The following is a 22,692-nucleotide window of genomic DNA, read 5'->3' on the forward strand; positions in this document are numbered from 1 at the left end:
CATACAAAACTACTCGAGGTAAATCTTCCTATTTTATTGCTTAATTATTCCCGTATATTGTCTTTCTGTATTTTAATGGCGCGACTCCCATTGCTCGTTTGAAGGCATGATGAAAAGTTTTTACACTACTAAAGCCAGCTAGTTCAGCCACTTCTGTTACAGGGAACGCCTCATTTAACAACATCCATTTTGCTTTGTTCAGCCGGTAATCATTTAAAAAAGTCACAAACGTCATTCCGGTATTTCGCTTGAAAAATTTCGTGAAATAGTATGTGCTAAAACCAGTGTAGTTCGCGACTTCTTGTAAGCTGACAGGTTCTTGATAATGTTTCTCGACATAGGAAAAAATTTGATCTAATTTATGTAGTGTTTCTTGAGATTTTAAGACTGCATCTTCTGAAATCACACTATCAGGTTGAGTTTTTATTTGAGGGATTTCCCGGTATATCAAGCCGATAATCGCCAGTAGGTCTGCTTTTAGAATATAATGCTTTCCAGGTTTTTCCCCGCTTGACTCAGAATGGATATTCATAATTAAAGATTGCATTTTAGCAACCGTTTCTTCTGGCCATTCCCTGCTCAAATGTGCCATTTCTGTAAGCATTTCGCGTAATGTTTGCATTTTGTCATCCATTTGCATTTCTTCTTGAAATAAACTTAAATCAAATTGGATAACGATACGTTCACTACTCGGCGAAGCTAAAAAATAATGCACATCTCCGCCATTTATTACTTGAATCTCTCCTTCTTTTAATTGAATTGGCATATCATTAATGCCAAGATTAAGGCTGCCTTTTAGCGCATAAATAATTTCAATCTCTTTATGCCAATGTGGATAAACAAGAACTTCTCCTTCATTAACAAACGAACGAAAAGGGAAAGCTTTATTTAATTCTGGAATTTCCAAGTATTCACTCATAGCGGAACTCCTTTTTTTCTTTCATTTTAGCATAAAAAAGAAGACAGCCGTTAAACTATCTTCATAAGATTATAAAATTAATGATTCATAGGGAATTTCATTAAAAAGTTTTTCTACATTTATAACAACAGGTATTTTAGTATTTAGTAAGTAACCTTCTTTTTTTAGTTCACTAAGAGTTAAGCTAAGATACTCTCTTGTAATCCCCATGAATTTAGATAAAAATGTAGTAGATAATTCTTGCGGGATTTGAATGTTATCTCCATTGGAAATACCGTATTCATAACCAATTGCAGCAATTAAATGTTTTACGCGGTCTTTCACCTTAAGCGTATTAAGCAGACATCGACGTTGCAGTATCATAATTTCTTTTTTCGCTTGATAAAGCATAAATTCTTCTATACTAACATGTTTTTCAACCATAAAAATGAAAAAATCTCTATCTACTGCCGTGATGACACTAGAACTTGGCGAGAGTAATTGAGCACCGATATTGCGTTTTAAATCTGAAGACATAAAAGATGAAAAATTACATACATCCCCATGTTTTAGCAATTGGTCGTACCCAATATAGTCATCTATTTGTGTTCCTTTCATAACAATACCTTTTTCAACAAAATAGATACCTGTTACAAAATCTACATCAAAAAGTTCATTTTTAGAAAGTTTAATACTCATACTATGTTTAGCAAAATCTCCAGACTTCTTACAAAAATGAAGTGGATTGGTCAAAATTTCATGTTGTCGTTTTTCTAATGTGTTCATTGCGAACTCCTCCTCTAAAGTATAATATCACACAATGAAAACACCCCAGAGAAGGAATACGCTGAATAAAATAACGTTACAATCATTAAAAAAGAAATTTTTCACTATTTGTTCATTAAAACTAACTTTTTTTATGCCAAAAACATCTAAATAAGTACTTTTTGTGACATTTTTTCTCTGCTTTTTTTAGATAATATTTTAACTTTTCCACCTTTTTTAACGTAAAAATCAATATATATTAAGTTTTGTTCTTTAAAGTGTGTCTATTTTCTTAATGACCCACGGTTTGTGACTATCGTCGAGAATTCCTTCTTTTCGTAGTTTCAGTACAATAATATTCGTATATTCTCGAGTAGTATTCGCATATTGGGCTAAAATAGAATTATTGATTTCATCAGGCAAAATGAATTCTTTATCCTTCGTTACTCTTCCCATATAAAGCCCAATCTCTTTTAAGCATGCTCTAATACGAAGTTCTTTCTTCATAAAATTACGTTTACTAGCTTTAAAATAAACTTTTCTTGTATAAAGTAAGTTAGATAATAGATATTTCGCTTTTTGACCTGATTCGTCCAAAACACGTTCCACAAAATCAGGATCAAGTACCCAACAATGAACTTCTGTCAGGCTGCGCAGTACAGACTCTTCTGGTTCTTCCTTAATAATAGGAATTAAATTAATTGCTATTTCGCCACCTACAAAGCTAATAATCCCTGAATCTCCGTATTCATTTTGAAGGCAATAAGAGAAGTATCCACTTTCTACTAAATAGATCTTGAAACCTTTCGAATTATTCATTTTAATTTCTTTACCTCTAGGAATAATTTCTTGATAACAATAATCATGAAAGGTGTAATCTTTTTTTAGTAATTGTAGTAGTGCTTTTGGCGTTGTTTCTTTAAAAATTTCCTCATCTGAATGCATTTTCCAACATCCTTTCCATTTGATTACAAAAAAACTGCAGAATAAATGCTTCTGCAAGTTCTTTTTTAGTTAAAGTATGGGTTTGTCTTCTTTTCATGACCGATGGTAGTTACATCACCATGACCTGAATAGGCTGGGAAATCATCTGGAAGTACAAACAGTTGTGTTTTAATACTGTTTATTAACATATCAAAATCTCCTGTATATAAATCTGTACGGCCGATACTACCTTTAAACAAAGCGTCTCCAACTACGACAAATTCGTCGAAAATAAAACTAACGCTTCCGATAGAATGCCCTGGTGTCGGTACTACTTTAAAACGAAAACCTTCTATATTATATTCACCTAACGTAAATTCATTTTCTGCAGGTTGCGCTATGATTGCTTTACCAGCTATGTGCGCAGATAAATTTAATTCTGGATTGGATAGCCATTCTTGCTCTAATGGGCTAACATATACTGGAATATTATATGTTTTGCGGATCTCTTCTAAAGCACCAATATGATCATAGTGACAATGAGTTAATAAAACTGCCACTGGTTTTACTTCGAGTTTTGCAATTTCCGCTTCAATTTTACTTGCTTCATCGCCTGGGTCAACAATTAATGCTACATTATCTTGATAAATGATATAACAATTTTCTTGGATTATTCCTGTCATGATTCGTTTGATTTTTGTCATTTCACTTCCGCCTTTCTTCACATTCACCATTATACCTAAAATACTACCTTACTTCCATCAATATTCCTTGTTTGTATTCACTTCCGAGATATACTACAATGAAGAAAGAAGTTTAAAAGGAGGAATAAAAATGACTGCAAAAATGTTACATACATGTATCCGCGTAAAAAACCTAACAGAATCAATTACTTTTTATGAAAAAGCATTAGGACTTAAAGAAGTTCGCCGCAAGGACTTCCCGGATTTCGAATTTACGTTAGTTTATATGGCGTTTGAAGAAGGCGGTTTTGAACTAGAATTAACGTACAACTACGACCAAAAAGAAGCCTACGATTTAGGAAATGGTTACGGTCACTTAGCGGTTGGTGTTCCGGACGTACGTGCTTTATTAAAAGAACACCAAGAAGCTGGTTTTACTGTGACAGATTTAAAAGGACTACCTGGCGAAGACCCATTCTATTATTTCTTAACAGATCCAGATGGTTATAAAACAGAAATCATTCAAGATGGCGCTTTATAAGTAGAAGAAGGACTGGAGAAGCTTAATGGGAAAATATTTTGTTATAATTTTGATCGCACTAGCAATTAATGGAATCAGTATTTTATTCCATAATGATATAGCAAGCCTTATCGCTGTCATCATTACAGCTGTACTACTTATTTATTTGATGGTGGACTTAACAAAAATGTATCGACGTAAATAGAAAAAGAGTCAGCAAAATCCACAGGATTCTGCTGACTCTTTTTATTATTGAATCACTAAATTGCTTGCAACTTGTTTAGATTCTTTCATAAGATTTTCGATAATATCACTAGTGGAACGAATTTCAGTTAACATACCACAAATTTGTCCAGCCATAACAGAACCATTCTCAACGTCACCTTCATGGACTGCTTTTCTAAGAGAGCCAAGTGTTAATTCCTCTAATTTGTCTCTGGAGGCATTTTCGTTTTCTAGTTCTACATATTTTTGAATCATTGGGTTTTTAATACTTCTAACTGGCGCACCATTGCGACGACCTGTTACAGTCGTGCTTGTATCCGTTGCGTCAAGTACCGCTTGTTTAAAGCTAGCTGGAACCGGACATTCCTCAGCAACAAGGAAAAGTGTGCCGATTTGGACACCACTTGCGCCTAATGCATAAACAGCTGCCATTCCGTGACCATCGGCAATTCCCCCTGCTGCAATGACAGGAATGTTCACTGCTGAAACGACTTGACGAACTAGTGCCATCGTTGTTGTTTCACCAACATGTCCCCCTGCTTCTGTACCTTCTGCAACAACTGCATCGACACCGATTTCTTCCATTTTTTGTGCAATTTTTACAGATGGGATAACTGCGATAACTTTAATTCCAGCTGCTTTAAATTTTTCCATAAATGGTTTAGGCGTTCCTGCCCCAGTTGTAACAACGCGCACATCTTCTTCAATAATGACATCGACAAGTTCTGGGCAATTTGGCATCATCAGCATGATATTTACAGCGAAAGGTTTCGTTGTTTTTTCTTTACAAAGACGAATTTGTTCTCGTAATGTGTCTGCTGACATTCCACCAGACGCGATAATTCCTAGCCCACCTGCATTTGATACCGCGGAAGCTAATTCATATGTGGCAATTTGTGCCATTGCCCCTTGTAAAATCGGATATTTGATTTGTAGCATTTCAGTTAAACTCATTTTCTTTTCTCCTCTCTATTTTTACGCTAATTCTTTAGTTGGTTGTTTTTTCTCACGTAATTTATAAACAATATTAATACAAAGTCCTACAGCAGCAAGTGCGATAGCTATATAGAAAGCTTGTGTGAAGTCGCCACCGTTTTGACCGGCGATTTGCGCTGCCATTTTTGGTGCAAAAAAGGCTGCTGTGGAATAACCAATGAAGACGATTCCGTAGTTGACGCCTTGATTTTTCGGACCGTAATTTTCCATAACGATGGACGGGAAAACGCCCATTGTTCCACCAAAGCAAAGCCCCAGCCCAATAATCCCGATAACAAATCCAACAACAGATTGAAGTGTTGCAAGTGCTAGTAAAGATAAAGCAATTACTGTATAAATAATCATTAATGTATTTGATCTACCTAGACGGTCAGATACAGCGCCCCAAACTACTCGACCTAAACAGTTGCTTAGTGAATAAATACTAACGTAAGCAGCAGCCGATGCAGCCGTTAAGCCAAACATATTTTGACCAATTAAGGATGCATTAGAAGCAATCATCAGACCTGAGAATGCGCCAATACCTAACATTAAAAGAATCAGGTAAAAAGTAACTGTTCGAACCATTCCCGTCCAAGGTACATTTACCATACCCGCTCCATTTCCAGCAGGTGGTGTCCAGCCTTTTGGTGCATAGCCAGCTGGTGCGACACGAATAAGGAAACTGCATCCAATGACAACTGCGATATAAACGGCCCCCATAATTTTAAATGCTGTCATTACGTTATACGTTTCAATTAAGTAGTTAGCAATCGGTGCAGCAATAATTGTCGCTCCGCCCATTCCAGCTGTAATAAGTCCTGAAGCAAGTCCACGTTTATCTGGGAAAAGTCGAATTGTGTTGCTAAGACATCCTGAATATGCAAAACCTTGTCCAAGCCCAGCAAGGACACCATAAGATAAGTAAAGCATTGTAGTGGAGGTAGCAAATCCTGTTAACGCAAAACCAAGCCCGAATAGTATACCTCCAATTAAAATCGCCCATTTTGCTTTCCCTTTATCCGTTAAAATCCCACCTAAAATAGTTGGAATCGGTCCAATCGCCGCATTAATTGTAAATGCCATCATAACTTGCGGGATTGTCCAGCCATGAGCGGCACTTAACGGTCCAGCAAATACACTAAATGCATATACTGCCCCCGTACAAAGTAGAACACCAACAGAACCAATTAAGACTCCCCAACGGTTTATTTCTTTTGTCATATAGATACTCCCTCTCGCGTTTGTTTTTCAATAATAGCTTTTAAGCCGCCCCATTCTTCGCTAAACATACCGCCATCCATTACTTTTAAATCGCTCGCAATAATGGGTTCGAATTCCATTTGTCCAAGAATATCCTTTTCTAAATCTACTCCTGGCGCGATTTCTGTTAGAACCATTTTGCCATTTTCTAAGCGAAATACAGCACGTTCTGTCACATAGAGGATTGTTTGATTGGTCGTAGAAGCATATTCGCCACTAAATGTGATTTGTTGAACTTGTTTGATAAACTTTTTAGCTTTTCCTTCTTGTAAAATCTCTAGTTTGCCGTCAGCTACCCGCGTCTTTAAACCACCTGCTGTAAATGTTCCGGCAAAAATTAATTTTTTCGCTGATTGGGAGATATTAATAAATCCACCGCACCCAGCAACTCTTGAGCCAAACTTGCTGACATTCACATTACCGGATTCGTCGGTTTGCGCCAAACCAAGTACGGATAAATCGAGTCCGCCACCATCGTAAAAATCGAACTGTGAATGATGGTCGACAATAGCTTCACTGTTATACGCATGACCGAAATCTGCTAACCCTGCTGGCACACCACCAACAGATCCTGCTTCCGTTGTTAGTATTAATTGGTCACTCACGCCTTCTTCCGCTGCAACAGTAGAGACGTTCACTGGAATTCCTACACCTAAATTTAGAATGGTTTGTGGTTCTAGTTCTGCTGCTGAACGACGCGCAATTACTTTACGGTCATCTAACGGAAGTGGCTCAATATCTCCAAGCGGAACTTGAATGTGCCCAGAAAAAGCTGGATTGTACTGTGTATTTTCAGTTTGGAAATGATTTTCTGGTTCTGAAATAATAATATGATCAACTAAAATTCCTGGAACTCTTACATCTTTAGGATTAAGCGATCCTTTTTTCGCAACAGATTCTACTTGTGCGATAACTATTCCACCTGAATTTCGAACTGCCTGTGCGATTGGCAAGACTTCCATATGTAAGCCTTCTTTTTCTAACGTTAAGTTCCCAAATTCATCTGCCACAGTTCCGCGAATGAGCGCAACTTGAATTGGAAAACTTGGATAGAATAGCCATTCTTCGTTGTGGATCGTCAATAGCTCTACTAAGTTATCTTTGGAACTTGCAGACATTTTTGCCCCTTCAATGCGTGGATCTACAAATGTTCCCATGCCAATTTTTGTAATCACTCCTGGCCTCTTAGCAGCAATTTCACGATACAGTTGTGTAATAACACCTTGTGGCAGATTGTATGCTTCACATTTGTCTTCTTCAATTAATTTCGCCATTTTGGGAGAAGCGATTGCAATTCCACCAATCCAGCGTTTAATCAATCCTTCATGTCCCCAGTGGCTCATTCCTTTTTCCCGACGATCACCAAGCGCACTAGCATGCATAACTGTAAGATTACGCGGAGCCCCTTCTTCTAAAAAACGCTTTTCAACCGCAATAGCCATTTCTTCATTAACACAAGCTAAACCGAAACCACTAAAAGCAACAGTATCGCCATCCTTTAATAATTTTGCTGCTTCACTAGCTTTTATTACTTTTGACAAATTCCTCACTCCTTATTGTTCAATTATTCACATATATTTGTAATGACATGCAGTTCTTTATAAAGCAACTTCCGTGCCAACATGAAAAATGGCTCTATAACACACTTTATAATATAAAACATTATTTATTGTCGCAAAAAAGAGACGTCAAAATGGTTGTTTTTACAAACAGGAGTCGCGAAAACGCAACAAAAAAGGTCTAATCGCAACATCCGATTAGGCCTTCTATTTAATGAAGTGTTTTTAGTTTTCGATATAAAACAGAACGATGAATTCCAAGTGTACTAGCAGCTTTTGTCACATTTCCATTACTTTCTTCGAGCACTCGCAGTATAAAGTGTTTTTCTACATCTTGCAAATAATCTTTCAAATAAAGTGAGTCTTTTTTTGTTTGTTCTTTAAAATGTAAGTCTAGTGCGAAATCATCTGTTTCTGCAACTGTTACTTCTTTATTTCCAGACATAACAACTAATCGCTCAATCTTGTTTCTAAGTTCGCGGACATTTCCTGGCCAATTATGAGAAAGTAATTCTTTCGTTTTATCGCCACTTAACTGAAAATCTTTTTGGTACTTTTGATTAAATTTTTGTATGAATTGACGTGCAAGACCAATAATATCTTGCGGTCGCTCTCTTAGTGCTGGAATGTGAACCGGCACAACATTAATACGATAATATAAATCACGCCTAAATGTTCCTTTTTCAACCATTTCTCCAAGGTTTCGATTTGTCGCTGAAATAAGTCTAAAGCGGCGTTTCGTCTCGGTTGTTGAGCCCAGTCTTCTTACCTCGCCAGTTTCAAGCACTCGGAGCATTTTCGCTTGAAGTTCTAACGGCATTTCAGAAATTTCATCTAAAAACAATGTACCGCCATCAGCTAGCTCAAGCATCCCGGGTTTTTCAATATCCGCACCGGTAAATGAGCCTTTTTCATGTCCGAAAAGCTCAGATTCAAATAGTGCTTTTGGGATTGCGGCACAGTTAATCGAGATAAAAGGCCCAGCAGCTTGTTTACTTTTTTCATGAATATAGCGCGACAAGACTTCTTTACCAGTACCAGACTCCCCGTATAATAAGACTTTACTGTCAAACGGAGCTATCTGGTTGCACACTCGAACTATCTGCTTCATCGCGACGCTCTCTGCTACTATCACAGTTCCATCATTTTCTTTATAATCTTCAAGAAGAAGTGACTCTTTATTGCCAGAAATTGCCTCACCACGCCATGTTTTAAAACTATCTGGTTGCGTTTCATCTGACATCGTAACAACTAAATGCACCGTGCCATCTGGATAGAGAATTGGTGTAGAAGTCGAACGAATACTAAAACCTTTCTTCGTATTGATCACTTTTGTTTTCTTTTGTTTTGTGCGGATTGCTTCTAGTGTGACAGAATCATTGTACACACCGTCTTCCACTAAGTCTCTTACATTACAACGAAGCAATTCTTCGAGCGACATTCCAACTGTAAGCGCAGTGAATTTATTAGAAATTAGAATATTCCCATCTGCATCCGTGACAAAAAGCGTTGTCGGCATATCCTTATTTAATTCGCCAAATGACTGTACTCCCAGCAAGTTATCCATTAAGTCAAACATTAAAAGCTCATCCTTTTGGACTAGTTCCCTAGTTATTTGCTCATCATTACACAATATATTATAACATAAGAAATCTGCCAGAAGTACTCGTTTTTTTGCGACAGACTAATTTCCGTCTGCAATACATACTTGATTTCGCCCAGTTAATTTTGCTTTATATAAAGCCTCATCCGCAGATTTAAATAATCCTTCACTTGTATTAGCGCCATCCTTACTGCTGCTAACCCCCACGGAAATCGTAATTTTCACCACTTGTCCACTTGGTATCATAAAATCGTATTCTTCTGTTTCTCTACGAACTTGTTCAGCAAAAAAATTCCCTTTTTCAATCGGGCAATCTAATAAGACAATGGAAAATTCTTCCCCGCCGTTTCTAAATGCCTCAGAACCGTCTGATGTATTTCGCTTTAAAATAATAGCTAATTGTTTCAAAATAGCATCACCAGCGTCATGACCATATGTATCATTAATATTTTTAAAGTAATCAATATCAATCAACATGAGCGTAACTTGTCTGCTCCCAGCATCCATCACATGATTTATTTTTTCATCAAATTGTCTTACATTCGATAATTTAGTCAAATAATCTAGCGTGGAGTCCTGCTCATATTTTTGGAAAAGTTGCTTTGATTTAATCATGTTGCTCATTAGTCCCGCTGAAACAGCCCCAATAACAAGCGCAATAAGTACGAAAACAGTCATATTTATCCAAAAATGAGACTCCCTAGCTAAAATCAAATGCAGGTTAATAACAACAAAACTACACGCGATGATATTCAAAATAAAAACGCCCCAAATTTTGAATTTCTCTATGCGTTTGCCAAAAATTGCTGTTATTATGCCGATTAACATCATCACAACAGCCGCCATAATAGCTGCGGAATTCACAGATAATAAAAAGCGCGATGCTGAAATGATAATAGCTGATACAATCGCGGGAATCGGCCCACCATAAAAGCCTACCATTATTATTGGAATGTGACGTAAATCGACAATCACATTATTCGAAATTGGAATCCCGAAAACCATCAGCGCAAAACCGAGAAGCCCAGCCCAAATTCCGATTACTATTTTTTTATTTGTTGATAATTCTTTTGTAATTGGTTCTTTATAAACTAAGGAAATAATATAAAAGCCTGCGAGCAATATCGCTGCATTACTTACCAACTGTTCGACCAAAAAGCATCCCCGCCTCTCACTTTGTTACTCAATACCCCAATATGCTCACAACTATTCATACGCACAAAGAAACAACCTCTGCAAAAATAGACGCTGTCCCAAAGCTTTATTCTTCTATTTTCTCAAAAAAAGTCCACAAAAGAAAATGATTTCCATTGTGGACGAAATTTTATTAGTAAGCTGTCCAACCTGCATCGGCTGTGATAACTGTACCATTAACAAAACTAGAGTCATCCGAAGCTAAAAATAGCGCGACTTTGGCAATTTCAGAAGCATCGCCAGCTCGGGGGTTAATCCCCATTCCAATCATGGCACGTTCTTGGCCGAATTCATCCGGCGCATAAATCGTTGTTCCAATGTTTGTATTTACAGCTCCTGGCGCAATTGCATTACAACGAATGTTTTTATTCGCATATTGGAATCCGACATTTTTCGTAAAGCCCACGACCGCATGTTTTGAAGCAGTATAAGCCGCTCCTGCTCTTGAACCAAATAGTCCGCCAGCAGAAGCAATGTTAACAATCACACCTTGTCCTTTTTCTTCAAAGATATGGAGTGCTTCTCGAGTTGCGCGCATGACACCAGTTGTGTTTATCGCAAACACTTTATCCCAAAGTTCATCTGTTAATTCACCAGCTGGTACAAAATTATCCATAATTCCAGCATTGTTGACTAAAATATCTAATGTTCCAAATGCCTCAATAGCTTGGTTAATCATATTTTCAATATCCTCTTGCTTTGTTACATTAGCTGCGACGGCAAGCCCAGTTCCGTGTTCTTTTTCGACTAGTTCGACTGTTTTTTGCGCCGCCTCTAAATTCAAATCTGCCACTACTACTTTTGCGCCTTCTTTAGCAAAAAGAATCGCAATTTGTTGCCCCATTCCAGATGCCGCACCAGTTACTACGGCTACTTTTCCATTTAATTTCCCCATTGTTATTTCCTCCTTCACTTTTGTTCCGCTAGAAAAAGAAATCAATCCCTTTCTATTTTTATTATAATCCCGGTATAAAACGCTTTCAATATGTAAAGAAAGCCTGTTTTGTTGATTAAGCAACACTTTTGCGTTATATGTATAGTAATAAGAAAATTTCTCAAATGGGAGGTTCTAAATCATGGATAGACGGGTTAAAAAAACAAAAAAAGCCTTCAATCAAGCCCTCTTCACACTACTTGACCAAAAAACCTTTCAGCAAATTACGATTACGGATATTGTCACAGAAGCAGATGTGAATCGCGGGACTTTTTATAAACACTATCGTGATAAAGAAGAACTGTTAGATAGCATCATTGAAGAAATTCTGATGGACTTAAAAAGTGCCTATCAAGATCCTTATTTACATACAAGTCATTTTTCTATTCAAACACTTACACCATCAATGATAAAAATATTTGATCATGTGTATCATCATCAAGCCTTTTACCGCCAAGTAATAAAATCGACTATTCGGCCCAGTTTTCAAAATCAGGTTTGTGACGTTATTCGAGAGCTTATATTAGATGATGTTGCGAGTTTCCCTGATAGTTCAGAAGCTAACCTCCAACTACTAGCCACTTATCAAGCGCATGCGATTTTTGGAATGATTGTTTTTTGGGCAGAAGAAGATTTTTCGCATTCGCCAGCATATATGTCGGAGCAATTACTTTATATTATTCATGCTAAAACACAACAAGTGTAATCCTTACATATTTGTTATGTTACTTTCTAGCTTTGTCACTTGAATCGAGGGCGTGAGCTGTTTTCCCTTGTTATAATGAAAGCATATTAGAAAGGTGTGTTGATTATGAATGATCATCGAATTTTAAATGCTTTAAGTTATTTTAGTATCTTGTTTGCACCAATTATTGTCCCGGTGCTTATTTGGATATTTGCTAAATCAGAAGAAGTTTCGCATCATGCTAAAGTTGCTTTATTAACTCATATTATTCCGACTATCGCTGGATTCCTTTGTTTCTCAAGTATTTTTGTTACAGCTACGACAAGTGGCGGCTTACTCGCAAATGTATCACTATTTGTTACTGGTAGTTTGTTTGTATTTACATTAGTTGCTGTTGTCGGACTATTTATTTTTAACATTGTTCGCGGCATTCAAATGTTATGTAAAAAAACAGAAGAAGATATTTGGATTTAATCAAAAAAGTGGCTATCCTTTGTAGGATAGCCACTTTTTTTAATCATTTATTTTTTTTGATTTTCTCAATAAGAATAGTCCCATGAAGCTAGCGAATAATCCAGTAAAGATTATTCCATATGGAGACTCATCTCCTGTTGAAGGAAGACTTGTTTTTACTGTAGGTTTCTTCGCCGGGTCTACCGGTTTAGTTGGTTTTACCGGTGTGACTGGTTTATCTGGATTTACCACGATTGGCGCTTTGTTTTTCTCGTATACAAAGGTTACTTTTTGTTCCGTTTCTTTGAATACGCCCTCTTTGTTCGTAGGTTGTTTTGTTAATTTATAACCTTTGATATCTTTTGCTTTCGTTGCATATTTATCGCCAACGATGCCAGTGTGAATTTCTTTCTCTGCTAATACATTGCCTTTTGTGTCAACAAATTCTGCGATGACTTTTCCGCTCACAACTGTTTTTAGGTTCGTTTTTGTTACTTGCAACGTTTCTTTTTGATCGAAAGTGATTTTCACATCAACAGGAACTGTATCTAATTCATAGCCTGCTGGTGCTTTTGTTTCAATCAATTGATAATCTCCAGGTGCTAAATTAGTTATTTCTAGTTTCCCAGATGCATCCGTAGTTAAGTTTTCTGTAACATTATTATCTTCATCTACTAATTTGAACGTTGCATTTGCAAGAAGTGCTTTCGTCTCACCATCTGTTTTAGTTAGTAAAACAGATCCAGTAGACATCGTGTTTGTTTTTGTCACTTGAATTGGTGCTTTTTGGTTGAACTCGATGGTGAATTCAACTGGTGTAGCATCTAAATCATAACCTGTTGGAGCTTTCGTTTCTACTAATTGATAATCACCTGGTGCCAAGTTATCAATTTGCAGTTGACCATTTGCTTCTGTCACTACTTTGTCTTTCAAACTTACCCCAAGTTTTGTTTGTAGTTCAAATTCTGCACCAGCTAAATTACTTCTTGATTTACTATCTAGCTTAGTTAAGACCACACTACCAGTTTTCGCAACATTTTCTTTAGTTACATTTACTGCAGTTGCTTGGTTAAATTCGATGGTAAAGGTAACCGGTGTTGCGTCCAACTCATAGCCTGTTGGTGCTTTTGTTTCAACGAACTTGTAATCACCTGGCGCTAAATCTGTTACTTCTAGCTTACCATCCGCATTCGTTGTTAAATTATCTTTTACTTTAGTTCCAGTGGCATTTTGTAATTCAAATTCTGCTCCTGATAAAGTAGCTTTTGAAACACTATCTTCTTTCGTTAAAACTACACTACCCGTTTTCGCTGTGTTTTCTTTTGTAACAATTACAGCCGCTTCTTGGTTAAATTCAACCGTAAATTTCGTTGGTGCCCCATCCAAAACATAGCCAGTTGGCGCTTTTGTTTCTACAAATTGGTAATCGCCTGGCGCTAAGTCCGTTACTTCGATTTTACCATCTGCATTAGATACTAAGTTATCAGCAACTTTTGTACCGTCTGCATTTTGCAATTCGAATTCTGCTCCTGCGATAGCATCTTTTGTTGCGCTATCTTCTTTTAAAAGAACTACGCTACCAGTTTGTTCTGTGTTTTCAATAGTCACATTCGTCGCTATATCGGCGGTAACCGTGATTTCTTTACCATCTTTGTATTCATCACTAATTGTATATCCTGTTGGTGCTTCTGTTTCAACAAGTTTATATTTTCCGGATTGAAGACCATCCATAACGATTTTCCCGTCCGAATCTGTTGTTGCCTCTTGCCCTGCTTTGTCTCCTTCAAGCGTATAAAGCTGGAATTTGGCTCCTGTTAGTTTTTTTGAATTATCCTTTTTATCAACTTTGGTAATTTCAAGTGAACCAATTGTCGCCGTCCCGCTACCACTACCAATAGTGAAGGCTGGCGATATGCTTGTTGTTCTTGATTTATACGTCATTGGTAAACTACCGTAGTCAGGAGAAGCAGTTGTCGCTGTGTTACTAACTAGCCCAGACATTAAGCTGATTGTACTATAGGTTACTTTAATTGGTGCAGTTGCTTTATAGTCTTTGAATTGGATAGTGAAATTATTGTCTGTGTAAGTGATGTCATAATATTTTGAGTCAATATCTTCGCCTGTCGTTTCATTCATTACTTTAAAGCTACTTTTTACTACTTGTGCTCCAGTTGTTCCTGTTTTCATTGTATCTGTAATTGTTGGATTGTTAATAGGACGATCTGCTGAGATATTGCTCAGTGTAACAACCCAGTTAACTTTATTATCAAAAGACGGATCAATAGTAGCCGTTTTTGTCATCGCATTAAAAAGTTTGCTTGCGTATGCTTGGTAACTATATGATTTTTCGCCTACTCCATTATCGCTCACCTTCGCAGTGTTTTGTACGTAGGAGTAGAAATACCAGTTTTCGTTTGGTTTGGTACTGTATTTAATAAATACGCGTGAATTCTCCAAGTTAGCAAATTCTAAATGTAATTTATTCCCAGTTGTATCGACTTTTGTTGGATAGTTTTTATCACCTGTTTTGGCTACTGTTCCAACAGAGTTAAGCGGGATATATAAATTCATCATCTCACTTGTGGAAGCCACATTACGATATTGTAGTGAGCCTTCTACGTAAGTTAATCCAGTTGGAATAGCATCATCAAAAATTAAGTTGTCATAGTTTTTCGCCATAGCATTTACAGATACAATCCAATCGATATTCCCCGTAGTTGAATTGTATGATCCGTACTTACCACCATTTGTCATCATGCCTGGATCTGGTGTCATTGAAGCAGTTACCTCATCAACATACTTGATAATCCCGCCATCGTAATAAGAAATGGATGCTTTATTATCAATTGTTTTTGTTACATCAGAAAGGTCAATATCTGTGACGAAATCAACCACAATTTTTTTGTCTGTAGAAGCATAATCGCCGATAAGTTGGATATAAAAACCAGCTGGCGTCACATCTTTATCAATCGTATAATCTTTGCCTTCTGTTAGTAATACGCTATTGGTATTATCTGTATAGGCGCGGACAGTGTAACTCTTGAGGGCTTTTACCCCAGTAGAAAATTCATCCGTAATATTAAGATTCCCCATCTTAATTCTGTCGGAGTTAGCAGTAATTTTCCATGTCATCGTGTTATTAAAATAGTCAATTGTTCCAGCTTCTTTTTTCAGTAAATCTGGTTGAATCGCGATCGTTGCGTCAGCGGAAACACCATTTTCATCTGTAATTTCATTTTTAATTTTACGATCACTAAAGTCGGTGATTTTCGTTGAATAAGTGATTTCATATGCGTTGGTATTAGTGTTTTTATACGTTAAATTAAAATTCCCATTTGCCGAGATTGCCGAAGTTGTCCAATCACTTGAAGCGTCACTTCCAACGATTGGCGACCCGTTAGTTGCGTTAAAAGTTACTCGTTTAATTTTAAGTGAATCTGCTACATATTCGACATCGTTATCCGCTAAAACATCGGTAAGCACTGTTGAAGGAGATATTTCGTCTTGATCAAAGTTAAAGTTAATTTTCCAATCAATACTTTGTGTTGAGCCGTTGTAAGTAGCTTTTTTCTCCAGATGCTTATAATTAGTCATCGTCAGGTAAACATAAGCAGAGTTGCTTGATAATGTCCCTGCATCGCCTACTGTGTAAGCTTGTGTAGACATGTAAGAAAGTGAATCACTTGGTTTATTGATTGTACGGTCATATGTTACTTGGTAGCCTTTCCCAGCAAGCCCACCGTTTAACGTAACAGTTAGAGAAGTTGCGGAATAAGTTAACGTATAGTCCGTGCCTTCTACAAGTAATTTTTTCGTACCAATGAAGGTTCCCCCAGCACTAACATCACTCGAATATACTTTGATGCTATCTTTATCAATAGTTGTTGTGCCACCGGAAGTATAATCAGTAAGTTTCAGCTCACCTTTAGCATCTTTTTCTTTTGTTAAGTTGAACTTGGCATCCACTTGCCCTTTAGTTGGATTCACTACCCCTGGATTTGCTGTAATTGCTACAGTAGTTGGATAGTTAACTACTGGTACAACTTCAATTTGATAAATAGTATCTTTCCCAGCTGTCTTGAAAACAACTTCTTGTATCGTTTCTTCTGTTGATGTAAATACTTTAAAAGCGGTACTGATATTCACATCATAATCGCCTTCTTGAATACCATCTTTTAAGAAAGTAATCGTAAGTTCACGCGTTGTAACATCAAGTGACCATTCTGCTTCTGTTGAAGGCAAGAAGTTCCCACTTAAATTTTTATTTCCAAAGTTGAAAGCATCTGGTAAAACGGTAGTAAATGTATCTCCCGCTTTATAATTTTTCCCTGAAAATGCAAAGTTCATGTTAAGCACAACTCCGCTACCATTTTGAATTCGGTCCGAAGTATTGATTTCATCGCCATTGCCGTCTTTCAGTGTTACTTTGCTGAAAATATTGTCTGTAATAGCAGCTTTTAGATGTGCATTTTGTGTTGCTTTTTTAACCGGTGTTGCTGCTTCTTTTGTTGTTTCTTCTTGCACTTTTGCTGAAACAGAAGTAATCACTTCTTCTTTTTCTGTTAAAGTTACACTATATTCTTTTTCATCTAGTGTGTAACCTTTTGCTGCAACTTTTTCTTTAACAAGATAGTCACCAGGTAAAAGAGAATCCACAGTCGCTTCACCATTTGCACTGATTGTTAACTCGTTTGTTTCGCCCGTTTCTTTATTCTTTATCTCAAAGGTAGAACCATCGATTTTTTCTTTTGTATCTTTATCTTCTTTGATTATTTTTAATGTTGTGTTTGCTGTTTCATCGTCTGTCATTGTAGCTAGTACAGGTGAAACGTTTTGGAATACTAGTAATCCTATAACCATTGCAATAACTAGCTTCTTCCAGTGTCTGATATTTTTCACTTTGTTTTGTCCTCCTATAATCTATTTCTAACTATTGTTAAATCTCTAATAGACTTGTTGAATTGTAACAAATAAACGTACTAAAAAATCACTTTTCATGAAAATAAAAAACGGTTTGTGTCTTTTTTGTGACCAAAAGTAATCAAAAGCACTCATAAACAATTAAAAAACTTGTATAAATCACCTTTTCTTCATAATCACAAAAGCACCTGAAAGCATGAAAAGTCCAATGATAACCCATAAATTAGTTGTAGTAGAGTCTCCTGTATGTGGAAGTTTTGCCAACTTTTTCACGTTTTCAGTTCCCTTATTAGAAGACGAAATTGATAGATTGCTTGTCCTTTCATACACATAAGTTACTGTCTGTGAGGTATTCAAAAATTTTCCAGTTGCATTTTTTGGAGTCTGATATAATTTATACCCTGAGATTTTTTTTGCTGAAGTTGTATAACTTGAATTTAATTTTCCGTTTAAGACAATCGAATCAGCTATTTTTTCGCCATTTTTATCAACATAATTGACAATGATTCTTCCTGCTGTCACTTTTTGATAAATAAAAGTAATTGTCTGTGCTTTTTCGTTAAATGTTCCACTTACATTAGCAGGTATTTTTACAAGCGAGTAATTGTTAATTTTTTTCTGTTTTGCAGTAAATTTTTCTCCGTAAGCTCCTGTTAATGTTTCTGGGCTTGCAATTTGTTTGTGGTTTTGATCAACATATTGCACCGTAACTGGAGCAACACTATCATCTAAAGCCACTCCTACTTGGGCCGGCTCAATTACTTGAGAATTATTTACAGCAACAGCAAAAGAATTCCATGCAGCTCTGTCTTCTTTTTTTGTTTTTTGCTTTAAAAGAGTCTTATCTATTTGGTTTTTCTTTGGTGTTTTTAAATCAAATTGAATTTTCATGGATTTCCCAGGAATCCACTCAATACCTTCTTTAAGTTCTATTTTAAAAGAGTAAATATTTGACCAATCTTTTACTTCTGACGCTGTTAACCAATCTGCTTGTGTTGCTTCTGTGTTATCGACTAAAGGCTCCGTTCCTATTGGGTAAATCGTGTGTTTATCAAGAATCCCTGCACGCTTAGGATTTTTAGCAGTACTATAAGTTACTTCGACTTTATCTTTCCATTCTTTCGGAACTTCTACAGCTTTCGTTAACGCAAGATTGAATTTACTACCACGTTCGCTGTTATCTGTAATTCCTAAATCATTTTCACTTGGTAAAACATCCATTAAGACCATATTAGCTATTTTTTCATCTGAATCATTTTCCAGTGACAATTGATACGAAACAATGGAATTTGTTGTGGCATTTGCCAGTCCGCTGTATTCTTTATCGCGATTACCCTTAGCTTTTTTACTAATTTTCAAATGATTACTCGTATTTAAAATGTAATGATTTCCCGATGTGATTCTAGACTCTTCCGAATTCCCATTTTGATTAATGTCATTTGAATCAATTTCCATTTTTGTATCAGAAATTGTTGGAGTTCCACTCACTTCTGGCACATTGAAATCCGTGTCCTGCAAGAAACCAAACATCTCAACAGTCATATTACTTGGTGTGTCTTTTGCTACACTCACATTAATTTTTGCCGTTAATTTTTCTGCTGGTAAAAGCGTCTTTTTATCCCATTTCACTTTGAGTAGTTGACGTCCTGCGTTTTGGTAATTCTCGTTCAACACAGTTACTTTAAAGCCATTTTGCTCCGTGTTTTTCATTTTGACCCCAGAAGGTAATAAAACCATTGCTTCAAAAGGACCTTTTAATCGTGAAATAGAAGCTTTATTGCTTTCTAAATTAACAGAAATAGAATTATCACCTATGTTGATTAAATTCCCATCGGTATCATCAAACACAACTGATCCTTGTACAAATTTATTTTTACCAGTAGGTTGCGGAATGATTTGCGCTGTTCGGTCTCCTGCATAATTTTTCCAAGCTTCCGGCCAAGGATTGGTATCGTCATAATAATGGATATAGTCTTGACTATCCGCTCCGTACATGTTGATTTGTGTACTATTCCTAACCTCGCCTACATAACCTTCTTTGACTGTTGTAAAGAAAGATAGATCAGCAGCATACATTCCAGCTGGTGCATACGTGAAATGAAGCCATACTTTACTCACATGTTTATCATCTGGAATTCCAAGATCTTTTCTCGAATACATTTTGCTCAGTTCTACATCTTCTTTTAACGTAGTCCAGTCAGTATCCCCATCATATTTTACGAGTAAATTGTATTTAGGGGATTTTTTCAACTGAGCCCAACCTAGGTAATTAACATTTGGTTTAAAATAAAAATCGCCACTCCGGAAGTAATCCAAATTTAAATTATCATCAATATTGTAGTAAGCATCATAATAAAGGAAGTCGTACCAAGGTGAGTCATTCATTGCCGAATTTAACATCAAACTAAAGCCTAATTTAGCAGTATCATATACTTTTATATCAGGATTTCCGGTCACAGTAGCGATTCCCCAATTCGCATCCACCGGTCCTCTGTGTGCTGGAGCATAAACACTTCCAATAGTTGGCGGGATTGTCGCTGGATCACTTGCTGAAACTGAAACAGATGCTTTGGATGTATCTACAATGCTATCAGTCAAAGTAACAAAGTTCGTTGTTGCAACAGCTTTATTTTCCACCGTTGCAAAATTCGGTATAGTAGGCTGGAAGAACGTTCTAATTTGGAAAGTCTTGTTAAGTAAACTGTTTGCTTTTTCTTGTTCCAAATATGTAGGTGCTGCAATTTCCCAAGTTAGTTTTTGTCCTTCGACCTTCGTTGGTTCTGGTGTATCTCCTGCTACACCTAAGTAATCTAGCTTATCTGCTAATGTATACTCAATAACAATTTTCTTACCTTCTTCCATAAAAAGACTTCCTGTAGACTTTTTCGGAATATTTAGGTTGAAAGACCAAATCCCAATGTCACCTTGACTCGGATTATTATTGATGCTATTTTCTACCTTAGTAAAATCATTTGATAAAGCTGTTGTGGCTGTTGCGTTGACAGTTGTTTCAGCTTGTTCAGTTACTTTTTCAGATAAATTATCTGCGCTTAATTCACCTGTTACTACTAATTTCGTTCCATTTGGTGTGTAACCATTTTTCGTAGTCATCTTGAGAATCACTTTATCAACTACACCACTGTTTAGTGTTTGATATGTGTAAACGAGCTGACGAGTTGTTTTGTTATAACTTGGTGTTGCTCCCGCAATCTTAAGTTCATTTAGTGATTGATTAAATTCCCCATGTTTTGGTAAATTGATTACCAATTTAGCATTTTGGTACCTTGTGTTTGGTCCAGTGATTTTTAAATAAATATTATAGTTTACCGTCTGACCAGATTCAATCACGTCTTTTTGAGAATTAATACTGAAGTCCCCTGAATAATTCCCAGTTGGAAATGATTTTGCGTTTATTGCTTTATTTACTGTGGTCCCTTTTAAAGGCTCTGAAGTAGTCTCATTTGAAGTCGTTTCCTGCGTAACCTTTTCTTTCGTAGTTATTTCTTCTACGTCCGTTCCATCCCTTTCTTGACTATCTGCCCAAACCGAAAATGGAAGAAGTGAAACTATCAGCAAAGTACAAATTAATATAGATACTAATTTTTTCAAATGATTCACATTCGCCCCTCCTTTGTTTACTCAAGATTAATTATTTCATAGGAGGAAGTGGCTAAATGTTCTCAAGGTACAAAAAACAGGACAGTTTGTTACGGAAATGTGAACTATTTTACGTTTATATTCACATAAATGCCATTATTAACAAAAAATAACCAAAATCATTAAATAAATTCAACGATTTTGGTTATTTTATTTATCTTATTCGAATCGATTCGCTTTCAACTAATCTAGCACCCTTTACTTCCTCACCAGATTTTAGTATCTCTGCAATTCGCTTTTTATCAATTTTAGGTTCTTGTAGTAAAAAGAACGGTTTTAGCAAAGCTTCTTCCACTATTTCCACACTTGGTGGATTCTTTTGTATTTGAATTGTAAAAAGTGTACTGTTTATTTTTCTAATTTCCATTCGTTCCATCTCTGTTTGTAAATAGTTTTTTAAATTTTGAACATTATTTTCTAGCGCTTGTTTTCGTTTTAAAAGTCGTTTCGCTTCTATTCCTGCCATTTCAGCATCAGCAGCTAAAGACTTAATAATTTTAACAATATTCTCTGATTTATCATGAAAACTATCAGTAAGCGCATCTAACGTATCTTTCACAGCATCAGTATTATTTTCTTCCAAAAATTCTTGTACTTTTAAATAATTATCGGTTAGTTCATATAATTTCATCGTTCGCACCCTTTCCAAAAAAGGAAAAAGCGCCAAAAGCTATTATATTTTGGTGCTTTCTCATTTTGTTACTAATTTTCCTTGAATAACCATACGTCCTTTTTCATAATCTTTTTCTGTATCGCAAGTTGAAAGTGTTATAATTCGGTCCTTTCCACTGACTTTTACATTTGATTTATACACAGATTGTTGTTTTACTTTTTGCAAATAATCCTCAAAATCCGTTGTTTCCGGAAATTCTGTTTCAATGTAGTAAAAATCCGTCGTCGTTTCATACACAGCAAAGATTTCCACTTCATAATTCGTTAAGCCCGATTCATAGGAAAACGTTGGATGTGCCACCAAAAAATCTTTGTCCAAGTATTTACGTAAATCCGCAAACATGGATCCGTCCTTCATATTATGACCATAAATAATCGTATTTTTATCCAAAAACTCATTCGTATTCCGATAATCTTTAAAAATACTGCCCGCGCGCGCCTTTTCATTTTTATAATTGTGATGTAAATAGTAATCATTATCCTTACTTTGCAAAATCGGATAATCTATTTCCGTATCTGTAATCGTCAGCCACCCAACCATATCTTTATTTAACTTTTGCAAATCTCTAAGTTCATCTCGTACTTCACCATTCACATTTGTAGTAGCGGCATCCTTTGTGTAAACAGCTTTCGCATCATCTAGAATCGTCTGGTTATGCTTATTTTCATACAGTTCCATACCAATTTTCCATCCAGAAAAAAGAAAAACCCCTAACACAACCAAGGTCAAACTTTTCCCCAAAAACGATTTTATTTTCACTC

18 protein-coding genes are annotated in these 22,692 nt (G+C 36.3%); 4 read left to right on the plus strand and 14 right to left on the minus strand.

Annotated elements, in window-relative coordinates:
* Positions 1–40 precede the first annotated feature (40 nt).
* From CKV70_RS11180 to CKV70_RS11195, 4 genes are all read right to left on the minus strand, one after another.
* Positions 41–919, minus strand: a complete 879-nt coding sequence (locus CKV70_RS11180) for an acid resistance transcriptional regulator GadR (RefSeq protein WP_009924049.1) — start codon at positions 917–919, stop codon at positions 41–43.
* A gap of 69 nt (positions 920–988) precedes the next feature.
* Positions 989–1,684 carry a Crp/Fnr family transcriptional regulator gene (locus CKV70_RS11185; protein ID WP_003722289.1) on the minus strand — a complete coding sequence of 232 codons (696 nt, stop codon included), beginning with the start codon at positions 1,682–1,684 and terminating at the stop codon, positions 989–991.
* Between the two features lie 252 nt (positions 1,685–1,936).
* Complete coding sequence (locus CKV70_RS11190; RefSeq protein WP_003722290.1) at positions 1,937–2,608, minus strand: cyclic nucleotide-binding domain-containing protein; 672 nt, start codon at positions 2,606–2,608, stop codon at positions 1,937–1,939.
* A 65-nt stretch (positions 2,609–2,673) separates the two neighbouring features.
* Positions 2,674–3,291: an MBL fold metallo-hydrolase gene (locus CKV70_RS11195; protein ID WP_003731912.1), complete on the minus strand. Its 618-nt coding sequence runs from the start codon at positions 3,289–3,291 to the stop codon at positions 2,674–2,676.
* Positions 3,292–3,421: 130 nt separating this feature from the next.
* Here CKV70_RS11195 and CKV70_RS11200 point away from each other — a divergent pair, with 130 nt between their 5' ends.
* Entirely contained in the window at positions 3,422–3,811 is a 390-nt protein-coding gene (locus tag CKV70_RS11200; protein WP_003722292.1) for a lactoylglutathione lyase, read from the plus strand.
* Positions 3,812–3,836: 25 nt separating this feature from the next.
* Positions 3,837–3,995: a hypothetical protein gene (locus tag CKV70_RS11205; protein ID WP_003722293.1), complete on the plus strand. Its 159-nt coding sequence runs from the start codon at positions 3,837–3,839 to the stop codon at positions 3,993–3,995.
* Positions 3,996–4,039: 44 nt separating this feature from the next.
* On the opposite strand, the gene CKV70_RS11210 is transcribed toward CKV70_RS11205, so the two are convergent.
* The 6 genes from CKV70_RS11210 to CKV70_RS11235 all read right to left on the minus strand — a co-directional run bounded on the left by CKV70_RS11210 (position 4,040) and on the right by CKV70_RS11235 (position 11,504).
* Positions 4,040–4,969: a DUF561 domain-containing protein gene (locus CKV70_RS11210; protein ID WP_003737240.1), complete on the minus strand. Its 930-nt coding sequence runs from the start codon at positions 4,967–4,969 to the stop codon at positions 4,040–4,042.
* A gap of 21 nt (positions 4,970–4,990) precedes the next feature.
* Positions 4,991–6,214 (minus strand): L-lactate MFS transporter, encoded by a 1,224-nt coding sequence (locus CKV70_RS11215; protein ID WP_014601036.1) that lies wholly within the window; start codon positions 6,212–6,214, stop codon positions 4,991–4,993.
* Positions 6,211–7,794 (minus strand): acyl CoA:acetate/3-ketoacid CoA transferase, encoded by a 1,584-nt coding sequence (locus CKV70_RS11220; protein ID WP_014601037.1) that lies wholly within the window; start codon positions 7,792–7,794, stop codon positions 6,211–6,213. The genes CKV70_RS11215 and CKV70_RS11220 overlap by 4 nt, the downstream gene beginning before the upstream one ends.
* 229 nt (positions 7,795–8,023) lie before the next feature.
* Complete coding sequence (locus CKV70_RS11225) at positions 8,024–9,391, minus strand: sigma-54 interaction domain-containing protein (protein ID WP_003722297.1); 1,368 nt, start codon at positions 9,389–9,391, stop codon at positions 8,024–8,026.
* Between the two features lie 105 nt (positions 9,392–9,496).
* Positions 9,497–10,570: a GGDEF domain-containing protein gene (locus tag CKV70_RS11230; RefSeq protein ID WP_003722298.1), complete on the minus strand. Its 1,074-nt coding sequence runs from the start codon at positions 10,568–10,570 to the stop codon at positions 9,497–9,499.
* 172 nt (positions 10,571–10,742) lie between these two features.
* Entirely contained in the window at positions 10,743–11,504 is a 762-nt protein-coding gene (locus tag CKV70_RS11235) for an SDR family oxidoreductase (RefSeq protein ID WP_014601039.1), read from the minus strand.
* Positions 11,505–11,685: 181 nt separating this feature from the next.
* On the opposite strand from CKV70_RS11235, the gene CKV70_RS11240 reads away from it, so the two are divergent.
* Positions 11,686–12,249: a TetR/AcrR family transcriptional regulator gene (locus CKV70_RS11240; protein WP_014601040.1), complete on the plus strand. Its 564-nt coding sequence runs from the start codon at positions 11,686–11,688 to the stop codon at positions 12,247–12,249.
* Positions 12,250–12,354: 105 nt separating this feature from the next.
* Positions 12,355–12,702, plus strand: coding sequence for a magnetosome magnetite crystal formation protein family (locus CKV70_RS11245; RefSeq protein WP_014601041.1), 348 nt, complete (start codon positions 12,355–12,357; stop codon positions 12,700–12,702).
* Positions 12,703–12,741: 39 nt separating this feature from the next.
* On the opposite strand, the gene CKV70_RS11250 is transcribed toward CKV70_RS11245, so the two are convergent.
* The 4 genes from CKV70_RS11250 to srtB form a co-directional block, all read right to left on the minus strand.
* A complete protein-coding gene (locus CKV70_RS11250; RefSeq protein ID WP_014601042.1) occupies positions 12,742–17,580 on the minus strand; it encodes an MSCRAMM family protein in 4,839 nt (1,612 codons plus the stop codon).
* A 180-nt stretch (positions 17,581–17,760) separates the two neighbouring features.
* The gene (locus tag CKV70_RS11255; protein WP_014601043.1) at positions 17,761–21,219 is read right to left on the minus strand and encodes a MucBP domain-containing protein; all 3,459 of its coding nucleotides are present in this window, start codon (positions 21,217–21,219) and stop codon (positions 17,761–17,763) included.
* 193 nt (positions 21,220–21,412) lie between these two features.
* A complete protein-coding gene (locus tag CKV70_RS11260) occupies positions 21,413–21,889 on the minus strand; it encodes a siphovirus Gp157 family protein (RefSeq protein ID WP_003731904.1) in 477 nt (158 codons plus the stop codon).
* A gap of 60 nt (positions 21,890–21,949) precedes the next feature.
* On the minus strand, positions 21,950–22,690 hold the full coding sequence (srtB, locus tag CKV70_RS11265; protein WP_003731903.1) for a class B sortase: 741 nt from the start codon (positions 22,688–22,690) through the stop codon (positions 21,950–21,952).
* Between the last annotated feature and the right edge of the window lie 2 nt (positions 22,691–22,692).

It is taken from the genome of Listeria monocytogenes, assembly GCF_900187225.1.
Taxonomy (GTDB): Bacteria; Bacillota; Bacilli; order Lactobacillales; family Listeriaceae; genus Listeria; species Listeria monocytogenes.

Bases quoted from the DNA above. Each gene is read 5' to 3' on its own strand.
- CKV70_RS11180 (WP_009924049.1), bottom strand. From the start codon at position 919: ATGAGTGAATACTTGGAAATTCCAGAATTAAATAAAGCTTTCCCTTTT.
- CKV70_RS11185 (WP_003722289.1), bottom strand. From the start codon at position 1,684: ATGAACACATTAGAAAAACGACAACATGAAATTTTGACCAATCCACTT.
- CKV70_RS11190 (WP_003722290.1), bottom strand. From the start codon at position 2,608: ATGCATTCAGATGAGGAAATTTTTAAAGAAACAACGCCAAAAGCACTA.
- CKV70_RS11195 (WP_003731912.1), bottom strand. From the start codon at position 3,291: ATGACAAAAATCAAACGAATCATGACAGGAATAATCCAAGAAAATTGT.
- CKV70_RS11200 (WP_003722292.1), top strand. From the start codon at position 3,422: ATGACTGCAAAAATGTTACATACATGTATCCGCGTAAAAAACCTAACA.
- CKV70_RS11205 (WP_003722293.1), top strand. From the start codon at position 3,837: ATGGGAAAATATTTTGTTATAATTTTGATCGCACTAGCAATTAATGGA.
- CKV70_RS11210 (WP_003737240.1), bottom strand. From the start codon at position 4,969: ATGAGTTTAACTGAAATGCTACAAATCAAATATCCGATTTTACAAGGG.
- CKV70_RS11215 (WP_014601036.1), bottom strand. From the start codon at position 6,214: ATGACAAAAGAAATAAACCGTTGGGGAGTCTTAATTGGTTCTGTTGGT.
- CKV70_RS11225 (WP_003722297.1), bottom strand. From the start codon at position 9,391: ATGTTTGACTTAATGGATAACTTGCTGGGAGTACAGTCATTTGGCGAA.
- CKV70_RS11235 (WP_014601039.1), bottom strand. From the start codon at position 11,504: ATGGGGAAATTAAATGGAAAAGTAGCCGTAGTAACTGGTGCGGCATCT.
- CKV70_RS11240 (WP_014601040.1), top strand. From the start codon at position 11,686: ATGGATAGACGGGTTAAAAAAACAAAAAAAGCCTTCAATCAAGCCCTC.
- CKV70_RS11245 (WP_014601041.1), top strand. From the start codon at position 12,355: ATGAATGATCATCGAATTTTAAATGCTTTAAGTTATTTTAGTATCTTG.
- CKV70_RS11260 (WP_003731904.1), bottom strand. From the start codon at position 21,889: ATGAAATTATATGAACTAACCGATAATTATTTAAAAGTACAAGAATTT.